Annotated in this window: 15 protein-coding genes and 1 tRNA gene; all 16 read left to right on the top strand. The window is 72.8% G+C overall.

Annotated elements, in window-relative coordinates:
* The first annotated feature begins 12 nt into the window (after positions 1-12).
* The 16 genes from O7599_RS05945 (at position 13) to O7599_RS05870 (ending at position 19,298) form a co-directional block, all read left to right on the top strand.
* Entirely contained in the window at positions 13-1,548 is a 1,536-nt protein-coding gene (locus O7599_RS05945) for a sugar ABC transporter ATP-binding protein (protein WP_281621039.1), read from the top strand.
* Complete coding sequence (locus O7599_RS05940; RefSeq protein ID WP_281621038.1) at positions 1,549-2,571, top strand: ABC transporter permease; 1,023 nt, start codon at positions 1,549-1,551, stop codon at positions 2,569-2,571.
* A 14-nt stretch (positions 2,572-2,585) separates the two neighbouring features.
* Positions 2,586-3,635 carry a substrate-binding domain-containing protein gene (locus O7599_RS05935; RefSeq protein WP_281621037.1) on the top strand — a complete coding sequence of 350 codons (1,050 nt, stop codon included), beginning with the start codon at positions 2,586-2,588 and terminating at the stop codon, positions 3,633-3,635.
* Positions 3,636-3,723: 88 nt separating this feature from the next.
* The gene (locus O7599_RS05930) at positions 3,724-4,929 is read left to right on the top strand and encodes a Gfo/Idh/MocA family oxidoreductase (protein ID WP_281621036.1); all 1,206 of its coding nucleotides are present in this window, start codon (positions 3,724-3,726) and stop codon (positions 4,927-4,929) included.
* 56 nt (positions 4,930-4,985) lie between these two features.
* Complete coding sequence (locus O7599_RS05925) at positions 4,986-5,987, top strand: sugar phosphate isomerase/epimerase family protein (RefSeq protein ID WP_281621035.1); 1,002 nt, start codon at positions 4,986-4,988, stop codon at positions 5,985-5,987.
* Between the two features lie 198 nt (positions 5,988-6,185).
* A complete protein-coding gene (locus O7599_RS05920) occupies positions 6,186-8,645 on the top strand; it encodes a PQQ-dependent sugar dehydrogenase (protein ID WP_281621034.1) in 2,460 nt (819 codons plus the stop codon).
* A gap of 68 nt (positions 8,646-8,713) precedes the next feature.
* On the top strand, positions 8,714-10,042 hold the full coding sequence (locus O7599_RS05915; RefSeq protein ID WP_281621033.1) for a ThuA domain-containing protein: 1,329 nt from the start codon (positions 8,714-8,716) through the stop codon (positions 10,040-10,042).
* Between the two features lie 83 nt (positions 10,043-10,125).
* Positions 10,126-11,277, top strand: coding sequence for an inositol-3-phosphate synthase (locus tag O7599_RS05910; protein WP_281621032.1), 1,152 nt, complete (start codon positions 10,126-10,128; stop codon positions 11,275-11,277).
* A complete protein-coding gene (locus tag O7599_RS36880; protein WP_348652589.1) occupies positions 11,274-12,884 on the top strand; it encodes an SCO3242 family prenyltransferase in 1,611 nt (536 codons plus the stop codon). Before O7599_RS05910 ends, O7599_RS36880 begins: the two co-directional genes overlap by 4 nt.
* Positions 12,881-13,753 carry a sugar phosphate isomerase/epimerase family protein gene (locus tag O7599_RS05900; RefSeq protein ID WP_281621031.1) on the top strand — a complete coding sequence of 291 codons (873 nt, stop codon included), beginning with the start codon at positions 12,881-12,883 and terminating at the stop codon, positions 13,751-13,753. The genes O7599_RS36880 and O7599_RS05900 overlap by 4 nt, the downstream gene beginning before the upstream one ends.
* A gap of 105 nt (positions 13,754-13,858) precedes the next feature.
* Complete coding sequence (locus tag O7599_RS05895) at positions 13,859-14,536, top strand: EboA domain-containing protein (RefSeq protein ID WP_281621030.1); 678 nt, start codon at positions 13,859-13,861, stop codon at positions 14,534-14,536.
* On the top strand, positions 14,536-15,393 hold the full coding sequence (locus O7599_RS05890; protein ID WP_281621029.1) for a TatD family hydrolase: 858 nt from the start codon (positions 14,536-14,538) through the stop codon (positions 15,391-15,393). Before O7599_RS05895 ends, O7599_RS05890 begins: the two co-directional genes overlap by 1 nt.
* A 3-nt stretch (positions 15,394-15,396) precedes the next feature.
* Positions 15,397-16,575 (top strand): metabolite traffic protein EboE, encoded by a 1,179-nt coding sequence (gene eboE, locus O7599_RS05885; RefSeq protein WP_281621028.1) that lies wholly within the window; start codon positions 15,397-15,399, stop codon positions 16,573-16,575.
* Positions 16,572-17,951, top strand: a complete 1,380-nt coding sequence (locus tag O7599_RS05880; protein ID WP_281621027.1) for a nucleotide pyrophosphatase/phosphodiesterase family protein — start codon at positions 16,572-16,574, stop codon at positions 17,949-17,951. Before eboE ends, O7599_RS05880 begins: the two co-directional genes overlap by 4 nt.
* Positions 17,952-17,978: 27 nt before the next feature.
* On the top strand, positions 17,979-19,025 hold the full coding sequence (locus O7599_RS05875) for a sugar phosphate isomerase/epimerase (protein ID WP_281621026.1): 1,047 nt from the start codon (positions 17,979-17,981) through the stop codon (positions 19,023-19,025).
* A 189-nt stretch (positions 19,026-19,214) separates the two neighbouring features.
* Positions 19,215-19,298 (top strand) — tRNA-Leu (locus O7599_RS05870).
* The last annotated feature ends 105 nt before the right edge of the window (positions 19,299-19,403 follow it).

Here is a 19,403-nt window from a genome sequence, read left to right as displayed (position 1 = left end):
GGAGATCCGTACATGGCGCCCACGCCCGATACGCCGCCCGCCCCCGCCACACCCCTGCTCACCATGACGGGGATCACCAAGTCGTTCCCCGGCGTCCGCGCCCTCGACGGCGTCGACCTCGACGTCGTGGCCGGCGAGGTGCACTGCCTGCTCGGCCAGAACGGCGCCGGCAAGTCGACCCTCATCAAGGTCCTGGCCGGCGCCCACCAGCCCGACGAGGGCACCATCGTCTGGCAGGGCGAGGAGACCTCGCTGAAGTCCCCCGTGGCAGCCATGCGCCTGGGCATCGCCACCATCTACCAGGAACTCGACCTGGTGATGCACGTGTCGGTCGCCGAGAACGTCTTCCTCGGCCACGAGCGCTCCTCCGGCGGGTTCATCAAGGCCCGCGAGGCGCAGACCGCGGCCCAGGACCTGCTCGGCCGGCTCGGCCACCCGGAGATCTCCGCCGCCACCATCGTCGGCAACCTCTCCGCCGCCGGCCAGCAGGTCGTCTCCATGGCCCGGGCGCTCTCCCACGACGTGAAGCTGATCGTCATGGACGAGCCGTCCGCCGCCCTCGACCCCGACGAGGTCAACAACCTCTTCCGCATCGTCGCCGACCTCACCGCGCAGGGCGTCGCCGTCGTCTACATATCCCACCGGCTGGAGGAGATCCGCCGCATCGGCGACCGCGTCACCGTCCTGAAGGACGGCCGCGCCGTCGCCCGCGGGCTGCCGGCGCAGAGCACGTCGACCAACGAGATCGTCACCCTGATGACCGGCCGCAACGTCGCGCACGTCTTCCCCGAGCGGCCGGAGGCGCCGGCCGCGGGCAAGGAGCCCGTGCTCGTCCTCGAAGGGCTGGCCAGGAAGGGCGAGTTCGCGCCGGTGGACCTGCGCCTGGCCCCCGGCGAGATCGTGGGCCTGGCGGGCCTGGTCGGCTCCGGCCGCTCGGAGATCCTCGAGACCGTCTTCGGCGCGCGCAAGGCGACCGCGGGACGGGTGCTGATCGACGGCCGCCCGCTGCGCCCCGGCAGCGTCACCGCCGCCGTCAAGGCCGGCATCGGGCTGGCCCCCGAGGAGCGCAAGTCCCAGGCGCTGCTCATGACGGAGTCCGTCAGCCGTAACGTCTCCATCTCCTCCCTCACCCGCTTCTCCACCGGCGGCTGGCTGGACCGGTCGGGGGAGCGCTCCGCGACCCGGGACGCCGTACGCGACCTGTCGCTGCGCCCCGACAACCCGGACGCCCCCGTCCGTACGCTCTCCGGCGGCAACCAGCAGAAGGCGGTGCTCGCGCGCTGGCTGCTGCGCGACTGCCGGGTGCTGCTGCTGGACGAGCCGACCCGCGGCGTGGACGTCGGTGCCCGCGCCGAGTTGTACGCGCTCATCCGCAGGCTCGCCGACGAAGGCGTCGCGGTCCTGCTCGTCTCCAGCGAACTCCCCGAGGTCCTCGGCCTCGCCGACCGCGTCCTCGTGCTGCGCGAGGGCCAGGTCGTGCACACCGCCCCGGCCCGGGATCTCGACGAGCACCGGGTGCTCGACCTCGTCATGGAAGGGACCTCGTAAGTGTTGAGCAAATCGGACTCGCTTCCCGCCCCGGCGCCGGAGAAGCCGAAGGGGAACGGCCCCGCCGCCGGCTGGCAGACCTACGTGGACGTGAGACTGGTGGCGCTGCTCGGCGTGCTCGGCCTCCTGGTCGCCGTGGGTGCCATCACCAAGCCCGACCAGTTCCTGGACATCGACAACGTCCGGCTCATCCTCGTCCAGTCGTCGGCGATCGGCGTCGTCACGATCGGGATGACGCTGGTCATCATCGGCGGCGGCATCGACCTCTCGGTCGGCGCCATCGTCGCCCTCGCCTCGGTCTGGGCGACGACGCAGGCCACCCAGGACTACGGCCTGGCCGGCATGCTCTTCTGTTCTGTCGCCGTGGGTGTCGGCTGCGGGCTCGTCAACGGCGTGCTCATCGCGTTCGGCAACCTGGTGCCCTTCATCGCCACGCTCGCCATGCTCGCGTCCGCGCGCGGCTTCGCCGAGCAGATGAGCGACGGCGGGACGCAGATCGTCGAGGTCGACTCGGTGCTGGACCTCATGGCGGCGGACAACCGCATCCTCGGCATCCCGCCGCTGGTGCTCATATTCCTGGGCGTCGCCGCCCTGGGCTGGGTGGTACTCAACCGCACCACCTTCGGCCGGCGCACCGTGGCGGTCGGCGGCAACCCCGAGGCCGCCCGGCTCGCCGGCATCGACATCAAGCGGCAGCGGCTGCTGCTGTACGTCGTGTCCGGCCTGTGCTGCGGCATCGCGGCGTTCATGCTCATCGCGCTCAGCGGCTCCGGCCAGAACACCAACGGCAACCTGTACGAACTGGACGCCATCGCCGCCGCGATCATCGGCGGGACCCTGCTCAGCGGCGGCCGGGGCACCATCACCGGCTCGGTGCTGGGCGTGCTCGTCTTCACCACCATCACGAACCTGTTCGCCCTCAACAACGTACAGAGCGCGGTTCAGGACATCGCCAAGGGGGCGATCATCGTCGCCGCCGTCCTTATCCAGCACCAGACCTCGCGCAAGTCCTCGACGCAATGAAGGGTCGTATCCACATGCCCGAATCACCTTTCAGCCGTAGAAACATGCTTTTCGGCGCCGCCGGTGTCTCGGCCGCCGCCTTCCTCACCAGTTGCACCAGTAACGACGACAGCGACGACGACGGCGGCTCGGAGCAGCAGCAGGCGAACGTCTCGGACGACAAGCCCGGCAAGCCGGTCACCATCGGCTTCGCCGGTCCCGAGGCCGACCACGGCTGGCTCAACGCCATCAACGACAACGCGCGCTCGCGCGCGGAGACGTACGAGGACGTCACCCTCGACATCACCGAGGGGTCGAACGACACGGCCACCCAGATAGGCCAGGTCGACTCGCTGATCAACAAGAAGGTCGACGTCCTGGTCATCCTGCCGGCCGACGGCAAGGCGATGACGCAGGCGGGGCTCAAGGCCATGCGGGCCGGCATCCCCGTCATCAACCTGGACCGGATCTTCGACGACCCGCAGGCGTACCGCTGCTGGATCGGCGGCGACAACTACGGCATGGGCCTGAACGCCGGCCGCTTCATCGGCGAGCAGCTCAAGGGCAAGGAGGGCGCGAAGGTCGTCGAGCTGGCCGGGCTGGACAACCTGGAGCTGACCCAGCAGCGCACGGCGGGCTTCGACGACGCGCTGAAGAACTACCCCAACATCGAGAAGGTGGCCCGGCAGGCCGCCGAGTTCACCGTCGAGTCGGGCCAGCGCAAGATGTCCGACCTGCTGCAGGCCGTGCCGGAGTTCGACGCGCTGTGGAACCACGACGACGACCAGGGCGTGGGCGTCAAGCGGGCCATCGACCAGTCGGGCCGCGACGAGTTCATCATGGTGGGCGGTGCCGGGTCCAAGGCGGTGATGGATTCCATCAAGGCGGACGACTCGGTGATCAAGGCCACCGTCCTGTACCCGCCGACGATGGCCGCCTCCGCGATCGACCTCGCGCGCGCCCTGGGCCAGCAGAAGGGCGTCTCGGGCATGGCCGAGTTCGAGATCCCGGCGTCGATCACGTTGTACTCCGCCGTCGTGAGCAAGGACAACATCGACCAGTACCTGCCGACCGGCTTCAACTGACGGGAATCCAGCGCCAGGAGCCGCACGTCCGGCAGATCCCGGAACGACCCTGCGGCGCGCCGGAAGCAGCCTACTGACAAGGAGTTCTATGTCCCACGACACGACCGCAGCCGCGCTCGGCGTCGGCATGGTCGGCTACGCGTTCATGGGGGCGGCCCATTCGCAGGGCTGGCGGACCGCCGCCCGGGTCTTCGACCTTCCGCTGACTCCCGTCATGGCCGCGATCTGCGGCCGGGACGAGGAGAAGGTGGCCACCGCGGCCCGCCGGATGGGGTGGGCCGCCGCGGAGACCGACTGGCGCCGGCTCATCACCCGGGACGACGTGCAGCTCGTCGACGTGTGCACGCCGGGCGACAGCCACGCGGAGATCGCCATCGCCGCGCTGGAGGCGGGCAAGCACGTGCTGTGCGAGAAGCCGCTCGCCAACACCGTCGCCGAGGCGGAGGCGATGGCCGACGCCGCGGCGCGGGCGCGGGAGCGCGGGCAGCTCGCCATGGTCGGCTTCAACTACCGCCGGGTGCCGGCCCTGGCCTACGCGCGCGAGCTGATCGCCCGCGGCCGGCTGGGAGCGCTGCGGCACGTGCGTGTGACGTACCTGCAGGACTGGCTCGTCGACCCGGAGTTCCCCCTCGCCTGGCGGATGCAGCGGGAGAAGGCGGGCTCCGGGGCGCTCGGCGACCTCGGCGCGCACATCGTTGACCTGGCGCAGTACCTGACCGGTGAGGCGCTGGTGGGCGTCTCGGCGCAGACCGAGACGTTCGTCAGGGAGCGTCCGCTGCCGTCCGCGGCGGCCGGGCTCTCCGGCGCGGCGGCCGGCGGCGGCGAGCGCGGTCCGGTCACGGTCGACGACGCCGCCCTGTTCACCGGCCGGATGGCCTCGGGGGCGCTGGCGTCCTTCGAGGTCAGCCGGATGGCCGCGGGGCGCAAGAACGCCCTGTCGGTGGAGCTGAACGGCGAGGCCGGCTCGCTCTCCTTCGACCTGGAGCGGCTGAACGAGCTGCAGTTGCACGACCACGCGGAGCCGGCCGAGACCGCCGGTTTCCGGCGGGTCCTGGTCACCGAGCCGGAGCACCCGTACCTGGAGGCGTGGTGGCCGCCGGGCCACGGCCTCGGGTACGAGCACACCTTCGTGCACCAGGTCCGCGACCTCGTCCACGCCGTCGCGAGCGGCACCCAGCCGGCGCCGTCCTTCGCGGACGGGCTGCAGGTGCAGCGGGTGCTGGCGGCCGTCGAGGAGAGCGCGGAGAAGAACGCCGTCTACACGCCCGTAGCACAAGCCGACCAAGCCCCCTGACCACCCGGATCAGCCGACCACCCCCGGAGGCACTCCGGAGAAAGAGGCAGCGCACGATGCCCCGGTCCTTCACCCTGTTCACCGGCCAGTGGGCGGACCTCCCCCTGGAGGAGGTCTGCCGGCTGGCCCGCGACTTCGGCTACGACGGCCTCGAACTCGCCTGCTGGGGCGACCACTTCGAGGTGGACAAGGCCCTGAACGAGCCCGGCTATCTCGACGGCCGCCATCAGTTGCTGGAGAAGTACGGCCTGAAGTGCTGGGCGATCTCCAACCACCTGGTGGGCCAGGCGGTCTGCGACCATCCCATCGACGAGCGCCACCAGGCCATCCTCCCGGCCCGGATCTGGGGCGACGGCGAGCCCGAGGGCGTCCGGCAGCGGGCCGCCGCCGAGATCGCCGACACCGCGCGGGCGGCGGCGGCCTTCGGCGTCGACACCGTCATCGGCTTCACCGGGTCGTCGATCTGGCATCTGGTGGCGATGTTCCCGCCGGTGCCGCCGCACATGATCGAGCGCGGCTACCAGGACTTCGCCGACCGCTGGAACCCGATTCTCGACGTGTTCGACGCCGAGGGCGTGCGCTTCGCGCACGAGGTGCACCCGTCGGAGATCGCGTACGACTACTGGACGACGCACCGGGCGATGGAGGCGGTCGGCCACCGGCCCGCCTTCGGGCTGAACTTCGACCCCAGCCACTTCGTCTGGCAGGACCTCGACCCGGTCGGATTCCTGTGGGACTTCAAGGACCGCATCTACCACGTGGACTGCAAGGAGGCCCGCAAGCGCCTCGACGGCCGCAACGGCCGGCTCGGCTCGCACCTGCCCTGGGGCGACCCGCGCCGCGGCTGGGACTTCGTCTCGGCCGGCCACGGCGACGTGCCGTGGGAGGACGTCTTCCGGATGCTCCGCTCGATCGGCTACGAGGGGCCGATCTCGGTGGAGTGGGAGGACGCCGGCATGGACCGGCTGCAGGGCGCGCCGGAGGCGCTGCGGGCGCTCAAGGCGCTCGACTTCGAGCCTCCGCAGGCGTCGTTCGACGCCGCCTTCGGCGGCGACTGACCGCCGCCGCGGCGGGGAGCGCAGCCCGGCGGTGGCACCTGCCGCCGGGCCGCTCCGGCATGTCAGAGGGGCACTTTGTCCGCATCAAGGATGAAGATAACTGAAGTCCTGTCAAAGGGCTTCTCCATCCCGCAAAAGACGGTTACGTTCCTGTGATGTCCCTGACATAAACCCCCCACCCTCGGCAGGAGAGATCAGGTGCACACCAGAAAGATCCGGAGAACCATCGCGATGGCGGCGGCCGCCCTGCTGGCCGTGCCCGCCATCGTGCTGAGCACGTCCGTCACCGGCGCCGCCCACCCCGGCCACGAGCATCCCGATCCCGCGGCGGCGGAGTTCCAGCAGGTGACGCTGGCCAAGGGCGAGCCGGAGATGGGCGAGCCCATGACCATGGCCGTGCTGCCCGACCGGTCGGTGCTGCACACCTCGCGCGACGGCACGGTACGGCTGACGGACGCCGCCGGTACGACCAAGGTCGCCGGCAAGCTGGCCGTGTACAACCACGACGAGGAGGGCCTGCAGGGCGTCGGGGTCGACCCGGGCTTCGCGCAGAACCGGTTCGTCTACCTCTACTACGCCCCGCCCCTGAGCACCCCCGGCGGCGGCGCCCCCGAGACGGGCACCCCCGCCGACTTCGCGCCCTTCGACGGCGTCAACCGGCTCTCCCGGTTCGTGCTGAACGAGGACGGCACCCTCGACACCGGCAGCGAGAAGGCGGTCCTGGACGTGCCCGCCTCCCGCGGCCTGTGCTGCCACGTGGGCGGTGACATCGACTTCGACGCCGAGGGCAATCTCTACCTGTCCACGGGCGACGACACCAACCCGTTCGCCTCGGACGGCTACACGCCCATCGACGAGCGCGGCAACCGCAACCCCGCGTTCGACGCCCAGCGTTCCTCCGCCAACACCAACGACCTGCGCGGCAAGGTGCTGCGGATCAAGGTCAACGCGGACGGCTCGTACGACATCCCCGACGGCAACCTCTTCGCCCCCGGCACGGAGAAGACCAAGCCCGAGATCTACGCCATGGGCTTTCGCAACCCGTTCCGGATGAGCGTCGACAAGGCCACCGGAGTCGTCTACCTCGGCGACTACGGCCCCGACGCCGGCACCGCGAGCGGCACCCGGGGACCCGGCGGCCAGGTCGAGTTCAACCGCATCACCGAGCCGGGCAACTTCGGCTGGCCGTACTGCACCGGCGACAACGACGCCTACGTCGACTACGACTTCGGCAACGGCTCCTCCGGCGGCGCCTTCAACTGCGGCGCTCCGGTCAACAACTCGCCGCACAACACCGGCCTGACCGAGCTGCCGCCGGCCCAGGCCGCCTGGATCCCCTACGACGGCAACTCCGTCCCCGAGTTCGGCAACGGCTCCGAGTCCCCGATGGGCGGCCCCGTCTACCGCCAGGACGAGGTCGACGCCGGCTCCGCCGTCGCCTTCCCCGCCGAGTACGAAGGGAACTTCTTCGCCGGCGAGTTCGGCCGCAAGTGGATCAAGCGGATCGAGCAGGGCAGCGACGGCACCGTCTCCGCCATCAACGACTTCCCCTGGTCCGGCACCCAGGTCATGGACATGGACTTCGGCCCCGACGGCGCCCTCTACGTCCTCGACTACGGCACCGGCTACTTCGGCGGCGACGAGAACTCCGCCCTCTACCGCATCGAGAACATGACCGGCGGCGCCTCCCCGGTCGCCGAGGCCGGCGCCGACAAGACCTCCGGACAGGCACCCCTGGCCGTGCAGTTCTCCTCCGAGGGCACCACCGACCCCGACGGCACCGAGCTGACGTACTCCTGGGACTTCGGCGACGGCGCCACCTCCGACCAGGCCGACCCCGCGCACACGTACACCGAGAACGGCACGTACAACGTCACCCTCACCGCCACCGACTCCGACGGCCTCACCGGCAGCGCCAACGTGCAGATCACCGTCGGCAACACCGCACCCACCGTGACCCTGGACCTGCCGCAGGACGGCCAGTCCTTCGACTTCGGCGACGAGGTGCCGTTCGAGGTCACCGTCACCGACCCGGAGGACGAGACCGTCGACTGCGCCGCCGTCCGGGTCGCCTACATCCTCGGCCACGACTCCCACGGCCACGAGATGACCAGCGCCAACGGCTGCAGCGGCACGCTGAAGACCGCGGCCGACGGCGAGCACGACCCCAACGCCAACCTCTACGGCGGCTTCACCGCCACGTACACCGACGGCGGAGGCGGCGGCCAGGGCGCCCTGACCGGGACCGACCAGGCCAAGCTGCAGCCCAAGCACCGCCAGGCCGAGCACTACGACAGCTCCCAGGGCGTCGCGCCGCAGAACAAGCCCGCGGCCAACGGCGGCAAGACGGTCGGCGACATCAACGCCGGCGACTGGATCGCCTTCGAGCCCTGGGTCCTGTCCGACGTCACCCAGTTGACCGCCCGGATCTCCTCCGCCGGCGCCGGCGGCACCCTGGAAGTGCGGGCGGGCGCCCCCGACGGGACGCTCCTCGGCTCCACCGAGGTGCCGGTCACCGGCGGATGGGACACGTTCCAGGACGTCACGGCACCCGTGTCGGGCGCCCCGGACGGCACCACCAAGCTCTACCTCGTCTTCGCCGGCAGCGGCACGGACGCGCTGTACGACGTCGACGACTTCACTCTCACCACCGGATAGCTCCCCCCACCGCCCCGCCGGCTCCGGCCGGCGGGGCGTCCACCCGACCACCCTCAAGGAGCACCCCCATGAAAGCTCCCCGACGCCTCGCCCTCGCGGCGGCGGCCGTCATCGTGACCAGCCTGGCCATGAACACCTCCGCCGTCGCGGAGAAGCCCGCGAAGAAGGCGGAGGGCGAGCACGTGCTCGTCTTCTCCAAGACCGCGGGCTTCCGCCACGACTCCATCCCCGACGGCATCGCCGCCATCCAGCAGCTCGGCGCCGACAACGGCTTCACCGTCGACGCCACCGAGGACGCCGGCGCGTTCACGGCCGGCAACCTCGAGCAGTACGACGCCGTCGTCTTCCTCTCCACCACCGGAGACGTGCTCGACGCCGCCCAGCAACAGGCGTTCGAGGACTACGTCGCCGCCGGCGGCGGCTACGTCGGTGTACACGCCGCCGCCGACACCGAGTACGACTGGCCGTTCTACGGCGGCCTCGTCGGCGCGTACTTCCACTCGCACCCGCACAACCAGCAGGCCACGGTGAAGGTCGAGGACCACGACCACCCCGCCACCGCCCACCTGGGTGACGACTGGGTGCGCTTCGACGAGTGGTACAACTACCGCACCAACCCCCGCGACCAGGCCCGGGTGCTGGCCACCCTCGACGAGAGCTCGTACACCGGCGGCAACATGGGCGAGGACCACCCCATCGCCTGGTGCCAGACGTACGAGAACGGCCGGTCCTTCTACACCGGCGGCGGGCACACCAAGGAGTCGTACGCCGAGCCGGAGTTCCGCACCCATCTGCTCGGCGGCATCCAGTACGCCGCCGGGGCCGTCGAGTCCGACTGCAGTGTGGCCGAGACCGACTACACTCCGATCTTCGACGGCACCTCCACGGAGGGCTGGAAGCAGGCCGGTCCCGGCTCGTTCCGCCTGGAGGACGGCACCCTGACCTCGGAAGGGGGGATGGGCATGCTGTGGTACGAGGCCAGGGAGTTCACCTCGTACTCCCTCAAGCTCGACTGGCGGATGGAGGGCGACGACAACTCCGGCGTCTTCATCGGGTTCCCGCCCTCCGACGACCCCTGGTCGGCCGTGAACAACGGCTACGAGATCCAGATCGACGCCACCGACTCCCCGGACCGGACCACGGGTGCCGTCTACGGCTTCCAGTCCGCGGACATCGCGGCGCGCGACGAGGCCCTCAACCCGCCGGGGGAGTGGAACACCTTCGAGCTGCGCGTCGAGGGTGAGCACTTGCAGATCTACCTCAATGACGTGAAGATCAACGACTTCACCAACACCGATCCCGCCCGCAGCCTGGCGGACGGACATATCGGAATCCAGAACCACGGTGCCGACGACCAGGTGTCGTTCCGGGACATCCGGGTGAAGGATCTTCCGTGAGCGCCGCGGGCGGGAGGTGACGACACCTCCCGCCCGCGGGTGCACCGTGTATCTGAACTGAACACACGTGGGAGGCAGCAGCCGTGACGGTCCATTCGCAAGACACAGCGCCGCAACCGGGGAACCCGGCGACGGCCGATACCGGCGTCTGGCTCATCGGCGCCCGCGGCTCCGTCGCCACGACCGTGATCACCGGCTGCGCCGCGCTGGCCGCCGGACTCCACCCGCCGGTCGGCATGGTCACCGAGACCCCGCCGTTCGCCGACTGCGGGCTGCCGGCACCCGGCCGGCTGGTCTTCGGCGGCCACGACGTGGCCTGCACCCCACTGCCCAAGCGTGCGGACGAACTCGCCGCCGGCGGCGTGCTCCCGCACGGGCTGCCCGCCGCCGTCGGCGCCGAACTGACCGCCGCCGACGAGGAGATACGGACCGGCGGCCCGGAGCCCGGCGAGCCGTACGACGAGGAGGCGGTGATCGACGCGTACGCCGCCGACATCACCGACTTCGTACGCCGCCGCAACCTCGCCCGCGCCGTCGTCGTCAACGTCGCCTCCACCGAGCCGGTCGCCAAGGGCGACGCGCTGCCCGCCTCGTCCTGCTACGCCGCGGCGGCCCTCAGGGCCGGCTGCGCGTACGTCAACTTCACCCCCTCCACCGGCCTGCACCACCCGCGGCTGCGCGAGACCGCCGCCGCCTTCGGCGTGCCGTACGCGGGCCGCGACGGCAAGACCGGCCAGACGCTGCTGCGCTCGGTGCTGGCGCCGATGTTCCTGCAGCGGGCCCTGGAGGTACGCGCCTGGTCCGGCACCAACCTCCTCGGCGGCGGCGACGGCGCCAACCTCGCCGGCGACCCGGCCGCCGCGGCGGCCAAGAACGTCGGCAAGGAGCGGGTGCTCGCCGACTCCCTCGGCGCCGGCGTCGACGGCGAGGTGCACATCGACGACGTGCCCGCACTCGGCGACTGGAAGACCGCCTGGGACCACGTCGTCTTCGACGGCTTCCTCGGCACCCGCATGGTGCTGCAGACCATCTGGCAGGGCTGCGACTCCGCGCTCGCCGCGCCGCTGGTCCTCGACCTCGTCCGGATCGTCGCCCGCGCCCACGAGGCCGGGATGTCGGGGCCGGTGCCGGGCCTCGGGTTCTTCTTCAAGGACCCGGACGGCGGCCCGCCCGGGCTCGCCGACCAGTGGCGCGAGCTGCTGTCGGTCGCGGAGCGCCTGCGGGTGCCGCGATGACCGCGGAAGCCGCGGGAGCGGGCGGCCGGTCCGCCCGGCTGCCGGACGGAGCGCGCCGTACGGGACTCGCCCGCACCCGCCGCCCGGCGACCGTGGCGGTACTGGGCGGCGCCGGGCTGCTCGCGCTGGGCGCGGGGGCCGCGCGCGCGTTCGCGCCGGTACGGTCCGGGCGTACGGCGGGAGCGAGTGCCGGGTCGCCGTCGGTTGCCGCGGTGGTCGGCGGCACCGGGCTGGTCGCGGTGAGCCTCGGCGCCGCGGCGCGGCACCGGCGGGGCACGGGCCGCGGGCCGGCCGCCGCCGTCGTCTCCGGCGCCGTGCTGGGCGCGGCTGCCGCGGGGGTGGCCGCGCGCGTACGGCGGCGCCGTGGCGCGCCGTCTGCGGGCCGCGGGCCCGTCGCCGCCGTGGCCGGGGGAGCGGGGCTGCTCGCCGCCGCCGTCTCCGGCGCCGTGCTGCGCCCGCCGCGTACCGCCGGGCCGACCGCGCCGGAGGCGCGCAGCGCCCAGGGGCGCCGGCAGCCGGCGTCGAAGGCCGCCCAGGCGCGCGCCTGGGCCGAACTCCTCCGCGTCTCCGCGCTGTTCACGATCCCCGGCGACGCCCTGGCCGGCGCCGCCGCCGCCGGGCTGCGCCCCAACCGCGGCACCGCGCTGGCCATCGGCTCCTCCCTCTGCCTCTACGAGGCGGGTATGGCGCTCAACGACTACGCCGACCGCGACGTCGACGCCGTCGAGCGCCCGCACCGCCCGCTGCCCTCCGGGCGGATCACCCCCCGCGCCGCGCTGACCGCTGCCGCCGCCCTGACCGCGGCGAGCCTCGGTCTGGCCGCCGCGGCGGGCCGCCGGCCGCTCGCGCTGGCGACCGCGCTCGCGGGGACGGTGTGGGCGTACGACCTGAAGCTGAAGAACACCCCCGCGGGCCCCGCAGCGATGGCCACCGCCCGCACCCTGGACCTGCTCCTCGGCGCCGCGGCCACCGAGGCCCGCGCGGCACGGAAGGCGGCGCCGCCGGCCGCCGGCCGCCGTGCCGGGCTCGTGGACGGCGGGTACGCACGCACCGCGTCCGCGCGCGACGCGTCCGTACCGGCCGCCAACTCGTCCGCCCTGCCGAGCCCGCGCGGCGGCGACCGCACCTGGTGGGCCGCCGACGGCCCGCCGCTCGCCGCCGTGCTCCTCGGGATCCACACCTACGCGGTCACCGTCATCTCGCGCCGCGAGGTGGAGGGCGGGTCGACGGCCGTCCCGCTCGTCGGCCTCGCCGTCACCACGGCCGTCGCGGCCACCCTGCGCCGCGGCAACGACCCGTATCCGCACCCCGATCCGCACCCGCGGGCCGGCACCGCCGCACCGCCGCCAGGCGGGCCACGGCTGGCGCTCACCCCCGGCGACCTGCTCGCCGGCGCCTACGCCTACACCGCCGTCCGCCCGTACCTGCACGCCGCCCTCAACCCCAGCCCGCAGCTCACCCAGCGCGCCGTCGGCGGCGGGATCCGCGCCATGATCCCGCTGCAGTCCGCCCTCGCCGCCCGCGCCGGCGCGCCCGGCAGCGCCGCCGCGCTGCTGGCCCTCGTACCCGTCGCCCGCCGGCTCGCGAGGAAGGTGAGCCCCACATGACCCGGCTGCGCCTGGCCTACGGCACCAACGGCCTCACCGACCTGCGGCTGACCGACGCCGTCGCGCTCCTCGCCGACCTCGGCTACGACGGCATCGCGCTCACCCTCGACCACATGCACCTCGACCCGCTCGCGCCCGACCTGCCCGCCCGCACGGCCACCGTGCGCCGGCTGCTGGCCAGGCACGGGCTCGCGGTGACGATCGAGACCGGCGCCCGCTACGTCCTCGACCCGCGCCGCAAGCACCACCCCACCCTGCTCGACCCCGACCCCGAGGCGCGGGCCGTACGCTCCCGGCTGCTGCGCACCGCCGTGAACGTCGCGTCGGAGCTGGGCGCCAACGCCGTGCACTGCTTCAGCGGCACGCGGCCGTACGGGGTGTCGGAGCCGGACGCCTGGAAGCGGCTGGGCGCGGAGCTGGCCCCGGTGCTCCAGGCCGCGGACGCGGCCGGCGTGCCGCTCGCCGTCGAACCGGAGCCCGGTCATCTGCTGTACGACCTGGCCGGGTTCCACCGGTTGCGCGAGGAACTGGGCGACGCGCCGGCGCTGGCGCTGACCCTCGACATCGGGCACTGCCAGTGCCTGGAGGATGCGCTGCCCGCCGACTGCGTACGGGCCGCCGCGCCCTGGCTCGCGCACGTGCAGATCGAGGACATGTGCCGGGGCGTGCACGAACACCTGCCGTTCGGCGAGGGCGAGATCGGCTTCCCCGCGGTGCTCGAAGCCCTGCAGACCACCGGCTACCAGGGCCTGATCAGCGTCGAGCTGCCCCGGCACTCGCACGCCGGGCCCGAGCTGGCGGGCAGTTCCATCCGCTTCCTGCGCGCGGCGGAGGAAGAGGCGCGGGCGAGGGGAACGGTGCCGTGCTGAGCCCGTCGTACGCACCCGGCCCGGGCGCCGCGCGTGCCACACCCGTGACCCGAGTGAACCCCGAGCGAATCCCCGAGTGAATCCCCGAGTGAAAGGAGCCGCGCAGTGGTGACTCCCGACCCCGCCGCACCCGCCTCCGCCGCCTCCTCTGCCGCCTCCGCCGCATCCGCCTCCTCCGCAACGGTGGCCGCCCTGCGCGCGTCCGTCGACGCCGGCCTCGCCCCCGAGGCCCGCGCGTGGCTCGCCGCCGCGCTCGCGGACGCCGCCGCGGACACCCCGGGCCCCAGCGCCGGACTGCTCGCCTGGGAGGCCCACTTCGCCGCCGCGCGCCGCCGCTGCGGCGCGGGGGCCGCCGACGCCGTACGCGTGCTGATCCTGCACGCCGCCCGCGCCGACGAGCAGGTCGCCACCCGCGTCTACGACCGCGGGGACGCGGCGGAACGCCGCGCCGTGCTGCGCGCGCTGCCGCACCTGGATCTGGGCTCCGGCGCCGTGCCGCTGGTGGAGGACGCGCTGCGGACCAACGACACCCGCCTCGTCGCCGCCGCCCTCGGCCCGTACGCCGCCGCACACCTGGGTGACCACGCCTGGCGGCAGGCCGTCCTCAAGTGCCTGTTCACCGGCGTGCCCGCCGACGAGATCGCGGGCCTGGCCGACCGCGCCGCCGGCGACGGCGAACTCGCCCGCATGCTCACCGACTACGCCCGCGAGCGGACGGCCGCCGGCCGCGCCGTACCGGCGGACCTCGACCGGATTCTCGCCCTGACCCGCAAGGAGGTGTGATGCGCATCTTCGACCCGCACATCCACATGACGTCCCGCACGACCGATGACTACGCGGCCATGTACGACGCGGGCGTGCGCGCCCTCGTCGAGCCCTCCTTCTGGCTGGGGCAGCCGCGTACCTCCCCGGAGAGCTTCTACGACTACTTCGACTCCCTGCTCGGCTGGGAGCCCTTCCGCGCCGCCCAGTACGGCATCGCGCACCACTGCACCCTCGCCCTCAACCCCAAGGAGGCCAACGACCCGCGCCTCCTGCCGGTGCTGGAGGAACTGCCGCGCTACCTGCTGAAGGACCACGTCGTCGCCGTCGGCGAGATCGGCTACGACTCCATGACCCCCGAGGAGGACCACGCGCTGGCCGCCCAGTTGGAGCTGGCCGCCGACCACGGGCTGCCCGCCATGGTGCACACGCCCCACCGCGACAAGGCCGCGGGGCTCGCCCGCACGCTCGACGTCGTCCGCGAGTCCCGGCTGGCGCCCGAGCGCGTCATCCTCGACCACCTCAACGAGACGACGGTCGCCGCCGCCCGGGACAGCGGCTGCTGGGCGGCCTTCTCCATCTACCCCGACACCAAGATGGACGAGGACCGCATGGTCCGCATCCTGCGCGAGTACGGCACCGAGCGGATGCTCGTCAACTCGGCCGCCGACTGGGGCAGGAGCGACCCGCTCAAGACCCGCAGGACCGCCGACGCCATGCTCGCCGCCGGCTTCACCGACGCCGACGTCGACAAGGTGCTGTGGCAGAACCCGGTGGAGTTCTACGGCCAGAGCGGCCGGCTGGAGCTGGAGCCGGAGAAGCCGGAGGCCGGCGGGGCCACGTACGAAGGGAACTCCATCCTGCGAGGGGGAAGCTGAGCCATGCGCTTCAGACACCCCGACGGCTCCCTCGTCCATCTCGCGTACTGCACCAACGTGCACCCCGCCGAGGATCTCGACGGGGTGATGGCGCAACTGCGCGACCACGCCGAGCCGGTGCGCCGCCGGCTCGGCCGCGACCGGCTGGGCATCGGCCTGTGGCTCGCCCGCGACGCCGTCCGCACCCTCGGCTCCGACCCCGCCGCGCTGCGCCGGCTGAAGAAGGCGCTCGACGAGCGCGGCCTGGAGGCCGTCACCCTCAACGGCTTCCCCTACCAGGGGTTCGGCGAGGAGGTGGTCAAGTACCGCGTCTACCGCCCCGACTGGACCGAGCCCGAGCGCCTGGACCATACCGTCGAGCTGGCCCGGCTGCTCGCCGTCCTGCTGCCCGACGACGTCACCGAGGGCACCATCTCCACCCTCCCGCTCGCCTGGCGCACAGGCTTCGACGAGGCCGCCCGCAAGGCGTCGCTGACGGCTCTGGGCACCCTGGCGGCCCGCCTCGACGCCATCGAGGAGCTGACCGGCCGCTCCATCCGCGTCGGCCTGGAGCCGGAGCCCGGCTGCACCGTGGAGACCACCGCCGACGCCGTCGCCGCGCTCACCGCGGAGGGCGCGCCGCCCGCCGAGCGCATCGGCGTCTGCGTCGACACCTGCCACCTGGCCACGTCCTTCGAGGACCCGGCCACCGCCATCGCCGGCATCACCGGCGCGGGCCTGCCCATCGTCAAGTCACAGCTCTCGGCGGCCCTGGTGGCGGACCGGCCCGACGAGCCGGGCGTACGGACCGCGCTCGCCGCCTTCGCGGAGCCGCGGTTCCTGCACCAGACCCGTATCCGCGCCGCCGACGGCTCCGTACGCGCCACCGACGACCTCGACGAGGCCCTGGCCGGCGGCCTCCCCGACGACGGCCCGTGGCGCGCCCACTTCCACGTGCCGCTGCACGCGCCGCTGGAGCCGCCGCTGACGGCGACGACGCCGGTGCTCGAAGAGACGCTGGCGCGCCTCGTCGGCGGCCCCGCGCCGCTGACGCGGCACCTGGAGGTGGAGACGTACACCTGGCAGGCTCTCCCCGCACACCTGCGGCCGCGCAGCCGCGCACAGCTCGCCGACGGCATCGCCGCCGAACTGTCCGTCGCCCGCGACCTGCTCACCTCGCTCGGCCTGAAGGAGCTGCCATGACGCCCCCGAAGCGGCTGGTCGTCGTCGACGTCGTCGGCCTCACGCCGCGCCTCCTCGATCACATGCCGAACCTGCGCGCGCTCGCCGACGCGGGCTCCCACAGCGCGCTGACGCCGCCGCTGCCCGCCGTCACCTGCACCGTGCAGTCGACGATCCTCACCGGCGCGCCGCCGGCGGAGCACGGGATCGTCGCCAACGGCTGGTACTTCCGCGAGCTGGGCGAGATCTTCCTGTGGCGCCAGCACAACGCGCTCGTCGGCGGCGACAAGCTGTGGGACGCCGCCCGGCGCGCGTACCCCGGCTACACCGTGGCCAACGTCTGCTGGTGGTACGCGATGGGCATGGACACCGACTACGTCGTCACCCCGCGGCCCATCTACTACGCCGACGGCCGCAAGGAGCCCGACTGCTACACCCGGCCGCCGGAGCTGCGCGACGAACTGACCGCCGCCTTCGGCACGTTCCCCCTCTTCAACTACTGGGGCCCGACGGCGAGCATCGTCTCCTCGCAGTGGATCATCGACGCCTCGCGGCACATCCTCGACGCGTACAGCCCTGACCTCACCCTCGTCTACCTCCCCCACCTCGACTACGACCTGCAGCGCTACGGCCCGGACGACCCCCGCTCGCACGCCGCCGCGCGCGAGCTGGACGACGCGCTGGCACCGCTGCTGGCGGACGCGCGGGCGGCGGACGCGGAGACCGTGGTGCTCTCGGAGTACGGCATCACGCAGGCGGCCAGGCCCGTCGACGTCAACCGCGCGCTGCGCAAGGCCGGGCTGCTGGAGGTCTACACGCAGGACGGGATGGAGTACCTGGACCCGTGGGCGTCGCGCGCCTTCGCGGTCTCGGACCACCAGATCGCCCACGTCTACGTCCGCGACCCGGCCGACGTCGAGGCGACCCGGGAGATCCTCGCCAAGCTCCCCGGCGTCGCCGACGTGCTCTCCGAGACCGGCAAGAAGGCCCAGGGCCTGGACCACCCGCGCGCCGGGGAACTGGTCGCGGTGGCGGAGCAGGACGCCTGGTTCACGTACTACTACTGGCTCGACGACGACCGCGCCCCGGACTTCGCCCAGCTCGTCGAGATCCACCGCAAGCCCGGCTACGACCCCGCCGAACTGTTCATGGACCCCACCGACCCGTACGTACGCCTGCGGGCCGTCTCCGCCATCGCCCGCAAGAAGGCCGGGCTGCGCTACCGCCTGGCCGTCGTCCCGCTCGACCCCGCCCCGGTCCGCGGCACCCACGGCCGCCTCCCGGAGGACGAGCGCGACGGCCCCGTGCTGATCACCACCCGGCCGGGGGCCACCGCGGGTCCCGTACCGGCCACCGACGTGAAGTCCCTGCTGCTGTCGCTAGCCGGCCTCGACTAGCCCCACCCCCGCCCAAGGAGCGATGCCATGTCCACCAGACCCAGCGAAGAACTGGCCCACGCCCTCAACAGACGCAGGTTCCTCGGCGTGGCCGCCGGCACCACCGCGGCGGCCATCGCCGGCACCGCGGCCGCCCCGGGCGCCGCCGCCGCCCCGGACGCCGACTGGGAACGGGCCCGCTGGTGCCGCCCCGCCGTGCCCCCCGGCCGCCTCGGCATCCAGCTCTACACGCTGCGCGACCAGGTCGGCACGGTCGGCTTCGGCAAGGTCTTCGACGCCCTGGAGCGCTACGGCTACGACCAGGTCGAATACGCCGGCTACACCCAGGGCAACGGCCCCATCACCCTGCCTCAGCTCCGCCGCCTGGCCCGCGACCACGGCCTGCGCGCCATCGGCAGCCACGTCGCGTACCACGTCGCCGACCCGGCCGGCTACTCCTTCGCCACCAGCCTGGAGCAGGTCCTCGACGACGCCGAGGCCCTGGACCTGCCGCACGTCGGCACCTGGGACGGCCCGTTCCGCTACGGCAGCACGGTCGACGGGGTCAAGCGCGCGTCGGCGGAGTTCAACGCCTACGGCGCGGCGGCCCGGCGCCGCGGCATGCGGTTCTACCAGCACAACCACGGCAACGAGTTCGGCTTCTGCACCGACGACCCCACGGTGCGCATCTACGACCTGATGCTCGCCGAGACCGACCCGGACCTGGTGTTCATGGAGATGGACATCTACTGGGCCTACACCGGCGTCCACCGCTTCAGCGTCCGCCCGGACGGCACCCCGGCGCCCTTCGACCCGCTGGACTACGTCACGGCCGACCCGCAGCGCTTCCCGCTGTTCCACGTCAAGGACGGCGAACACGACGAGGCGTCCCAGGACGGCTACCACATGGTGGACGTGGGGGACGGCGACATCGACTACCAGCGCTTCATCGGCACCGTCACCGGCGGCCGGTACCGCAAGTACCACAACTGGCTCGTCGAACGCGACGACGCGGTGGACCCCGCCACCAACCCGGCCGGCTCTTTCACCACCGCCCGCCGCTCGGCCACCCACCTCCACCGCCTCCGCCCCTGACCCACCCCCGTGCCCGCACGCGCCCGAACCCCCCGGCCCGCCGCCCCACCGGCGGGCCGGGGTCCCTCACCCGTCACCACGCGTGGCCTTCGGACGCGTTCCGTAACCAAATACGGGTGCGAAGCGCCCCCGGATCCTTGGTATCGTTGGCCGTGCCCCGCGGCCCTCTGCCGCGGCGATGGCAACCCGGTCCGGGTGGCGGAATGGCAGACGCGCTAGCTTGAGGTGCTAGTGCCCGTAAAGGGCGTGGGGGTTCAAGTCCCCCCTCGGACACACTATCTGTACATATCTGTGGAAATCTTGGCATGCCGGCTTGGCGCCCGTGTCTCGCCCAGGCGAGGGACGGGCGTTTGCGTCGTGGCCGGTCCCGGTGCTGGT

It is taken from the genome of Streptomyces sp. WMMC500 (assembly GCF_027497195.1).
GTDB lineage: Bacteria > Actinomycetota > Actinomycetes > Streptomycetales > Streptomycetaceae > Streptomyces.
This window is presented reverse-complemented; position numbering and strand designations above follow the sequence as displayed.

Excerpts from the sequence above, each read along its gene's own strand:
- O7599_RS05930 (WP_281621036.1), top strand. The coding sequence starts at position 3,724 with ATGTCCCACGACACGACCGCAGCCGCGCTCGGCGTCGGCATGGTCGGC.
- O7599_RS05945 (WP_281621039.1), top strand. The coding sequence starts at position 13 with ATGGCGCCCACGCCCGATACGCCGCCCGCCCCCGCCACACCCCTGCTC.
- O7599_RS05915 (WP_281621033.1), top strand. The coding sequence starts at position 8,714 with ATGAAAGCTCCCCGACGCCTCGCCCTCGCGGCGGCGGCCGTCATCGTG.
- O7599_RS36880 (WP_348652589.1), top strand. The coding sequence starts at position 11,274 with ATGACCGCGGAAGCCGCGGGAGCGGGCGGCCGGTCCGCCCGGCTGCCG.
- O7599_RS05935 (WP_281621037.1), top strand. The coding sequence starts at position 2,586 with ATGCCCGAATCACCTTTCAGCCGTAGAAACATGCTTTTCGGCGCCGCC.
- eboE (WP_281621028.1), top strand. The coding sequence starts at position 15,397 with ATGCGCTTCAGACACCCCGACGGCTCCCTCGTCCATCTCGCGTACTGC.
- O7599_RS05890 (WP_281621029.1), top strand. The coding sequence starts at position 14,536 with ATGCGCATCTTCGACCCGCACATCCACATGACGTCCCGCACGACCGAT.
- O7599_RS05900 (WP_281621031.1), top strand. The coding sequence starts at position 12,881 with ATGACCCGGCTGCGCCTGGCCTACGGCACCAACGGCCTCACCGACCTG.
- O7599_RS05880 (WP_281621027.1), top strand. The coding sequence starts at position 16,572 with ATGACGCCCCCGAAGCGGCTGGTCGTCGTCGACGTCGTCGGCCTCACG.
- O7599_RS05875 (WP_281621026.1), top strand. The coding sequence starts at position 17,979 with ATGTCCACCAGACCCAGCGAAGAACTGGCCCACGCCCTCAACAGACGC.
- O7599_RS05925 (WP_281621035.1), top strand. The coding sequence starts at position 4,986 with ATGCCCCGGTCCTTCACCCTGTTCACCGGCCAGTGGGCGGACCTCCCC.